This window comes from Streptomyces sp. AF1A (genome assembly GCF_047340315.1).
Lineage (GTDB): Bacteria > Actinomycetota > Actinomycetes > Streptomycetales > Streptomycetaceae > Streptomyces.
Map to the genome: position 1 here is coordinate 1 of NZ_JBLEBI010000335.1, position 2,825 is coordinate 2,825.

Sequence of the window (2,825 nt, forward strand, 5' to 3'; positions counted from 1 at the left end):
GGGCGGCGCTCGCCGAGCCGCTGTCCGTGGCGCTGCACGCGGTGCGCCGGGCCGGGGACGTGACGGGCCGCCATGTGCTGGTGACCGGGGCCGGGCCGATCGGGTGCCTGGTCGTCGCGGCGGCGAGGGCGGCGGGCGCCGCCCGGGTGACGGCGACCGACCTGGTGCCGGAGGCGCTCGGGTACGCGGCCGTCGCCGGGGCCGACACGCTGGTACGGGCCGACGACCCGGACGACGCCGGGTGGCCGAAGGACGTGGACGTGGCCGTCGAGGCGTCCGGAGTGGCGGCCGGGCTCGACACCTGTCTGCGGCTGGTGCGGCGCGGCGGCGTCGTCGTCCAGCTCGGGATGCTGCCGCCGGGCCCGAGCCCGTTCGCCGGAAACCTGGTGGTGAGCCGCGAGATCGAGCTGCGGGGCGCGTTCCGCTTCGCCGGCGAGTTCGACGAGGCCCTGGAACTGCTCGCGGCCCGCGGGGAGTTCGACGGGCTGGTCAGCGCGGTGGTACCCGTGGCGCAGGCCCGGGACGCGTTCGCCCTGGCCGCCGACCGGACACGGTCGTGCAAGGTACTGCTGGAGTTCGCCGGCTAGGATCCGTCGCAGCGGGCGCCCTGCAGGTGCCGCGTTCGGGAGTCGGGACCGCCGGGGCACGGTGCCCAGCAGCGTGGCCTGCGGCCGCCCGCACGCTGCCCCCGCAATCCAGAAGTCCCGGGCCACCCCGGCGACACGCCCACCACCACACCGCGGCCCGCCCCGCCGAACCGCCCCCGCTCTCGGGGGAGCCGTGGTCGCCACACCCACACACCCACCACCACGCCACGCAGCCCGCCCGCCCGCCGAGCCGCCCCCCGAACTACCCCCGCGGTCGAGGAGTCAGGGCCGCCACAGCGGATGCTCCCGCTTCGCCCACTCCCGGCTCACCGTGCCCGTCCGCAGCCCCCGTCTCGCCTCCGGATCGCCCAGTGCCATGCCGATGTGGCCCGCCAGGACGACGCCGATGGTCAGGGCCAGCCAGTCGTGGACGAAGGTCGCCGACGTACGCCACACGAGCGGCGCCAGGTGGGTGAACCACATCAGCAGGCCCGTGCCGAGCATGACCAGGGTCGCCCCGGCGATCCAGGCCGCATACACCTTCTGACCGGCGTTGAACTTGCCCGCCGGCCGGGAGGAGCGGCGCTTGTCGCGGACCAGTGCGGCGCGCAGCCAGATCCGGTCGTGCGGGCCGAAGCGGTTCAGGAAGCGCAGGTCGCGGCGGAAGGCGCGGGAGGCCAGGCCCAGCAGTACCGGGACGGGGAGGGCGAGCCCGGCGCACTCGTGGATGCGGACGACCAGTTCCCGGCGGCCGACCAGGACGGCGAGCTGGGGGATGTAGAGGACGGCCGCGGTCACCACGCACACGCCCATCAGGACGGCCGTCGTACGGTGCACCCAGCGTTCGGCGCGGCTGAAGCGGTGGATCCGCGCGCCGGCCGGGGCCCGGGTGTCAGCTCGTAGGCTCATCGGTGCGTCCGTTCGACCGGCCGACCCAGGCGTCGACGTCGTAGCCGAGGTTCTCCCAGTAGCCGGGCTTGACCCGGTCGGTGACGGTGATGCCGGAGAGCCACTTGGCCGACTTGTAGAAGTACATGGGGGCGACGTAGAGGCGGACCGGGCCGCCGTGCTCGTAGGACACCTCCTTGTCCTGCATGCGCAGGGCGACCAGAACGTCCGGGCGGCGTGCCTGGTCCAGGGTGAGGCTCTCGGAGTAGGTGCCGTCGAAGCAGGTGAAGCGCAGTGCCTTGGCGGAGGGGTGGACCCCGGCGGCGTCCAGCAGCGCCGAGAGCCGTACGCCCTCGAAGGCGGTGCCGGGCACCCGCCACCCGGTGACGCACTGGACGTCCTTGACCAACCGGGTCTGCGGCAGGGCGCGCAGGTCGGCCAGGGAGTAGGTGCGCGGGTGGTCGACCAGGCCGTCGACGGTGAGTCGGTAGTCGGTGGCGTCCTTGTGCGGGACGGAGGCGGCGACGGAGTAGAAGCGGAAGCCGCCGCCGTTGGGCAGCAGGCCGGTCAGGCCCGTCGGATCCTTGCCGGAGACGCTGCCCAGGAAGCCCTCCATGCCGCGCTGCAGGGTCGGCGCGGCGAGCACGCCGAGCGCGCCCAGACCGAGAGTGCCGAGGAAGACGCGGCGGCCGATCGGGGTGCCGTCGCGCTCCTCCGATTGTCCAGAGTTCACGCATTCATTCGAACACTCGCGGCCCTCGGGGGCCAGGGAAACCGGACAGTGGTCAGGGATCCGTAATGACTTCTTACGCCGTCCTCAGAAACGCGCGGGCGCGGGCCGCGCGGAAGGCCTCCCAGGGGTCCTGGCGGGGGTAGGACCAGGGCTCGCGGGTGGCATGGGCGCCGACGCGCCGGAACAGGGCCGCGGCCTCGGCGGGGCGGCCGGCGCAGGACAGGGCGAACGCGAGGTGGTTGAGGTCGACGTGGCGGCGGGGGTGGTCGTCGTGCTCCCACTCCAGCCACCAGTCGAAGCAGGCGCGCAGCATCCGGCGGGCCCGCGGCCCGGACCAGTGGCCGGAGGCGGCGGGGTCGGCCGGGGCCAGGCCGCTCGCGGCGAGGACCCGGTAGCGCTCGGCGTGGGCGACCACCGGCAGCAGGGCCAGCGGGGAGTCGGCGGGGGCCCGGGCGGCGGCCTGCTCGGCGAGGTCGTACACCTCGTGGGAGTCGGTCCGGCCGCCCGCGGGCCGTTCGGCGAGCCGGGCGACGAGCAGGTGGTGGGCGTGGTGGTGCTCGGGGTGGCGGCGGCCCAGTTCGGCGAAGACGTCGAGCACCTCGCGCTCCGGGCCGAGG

At 74.8% G+C, this 2,825-nt stretch carries 3 protein-coding genes and 1 pseudogene; 1 reads left to right on the forward strand and 3 read right to left on the reverse strand.

The features are described 5' to 3' along the window. On the forward strand, positions 1-587 hold a 587-nt coding region (locus tag ACLU3S_RS36535; RefSeq protein ID WP_413956278.1), incomplete at its 5' end, for a zinc-binding dehydrogenase. A gap of 282 nt (positions 588-869) precedes the next feature. Here ACLU3S_RS36535 and ACLU3S_RS36540 read toward each other — a convergent pair. The 3 genes and pseudogenes from ACLU3S_RS36540 to ACLU3S_RS36550 form a co-directional block, all read right to left on the reverse strand. Next, the gene (locus tag ACLU3S_RS36540; RefSeq protein ID WP_413956279.1) at positions 870-1,496 is read right to left on the reverse strand and encodes a cytochrome b/b6 domain-containing protein; all 627 of its coding nucleotides are present in this window, start codon (positions 1,494-1,496) and stop codon (positions 870-872) included. Beyond that, a complete protein-coding gene (locus ACLU3S_RS36545; protein ID WP_413956280.1) occupies positions 1,480-2,208 on the reverse strand; it encodes a molybdopterin-dependent oxidoreductase in 729 nt (242 codons plus the stop codon). Before ACLU3S_RS36545 ends, ACLU3S_RS36540 begins: the two co-directional genes overlap by 17 nt. 73 nt (positions 2,209-2,281) lie before the next feature. Continuing rightward, positions 2,282-2,825: pseudogene (locus ACLU3S_RS36550) on the reverse strand (hypothetical protein); the annotation flags it as partial.

What these genes read in the sequence shown, in the direction of transcription:
- ACLU3S_RS36540 (WP_413956279.1), bottom strand. Translation starts at nt 1,496, where the DNA reads ATGAGCCTACGAGCTGACACCCGGGCCCCGGCCGGCGCGCGGATCCAC.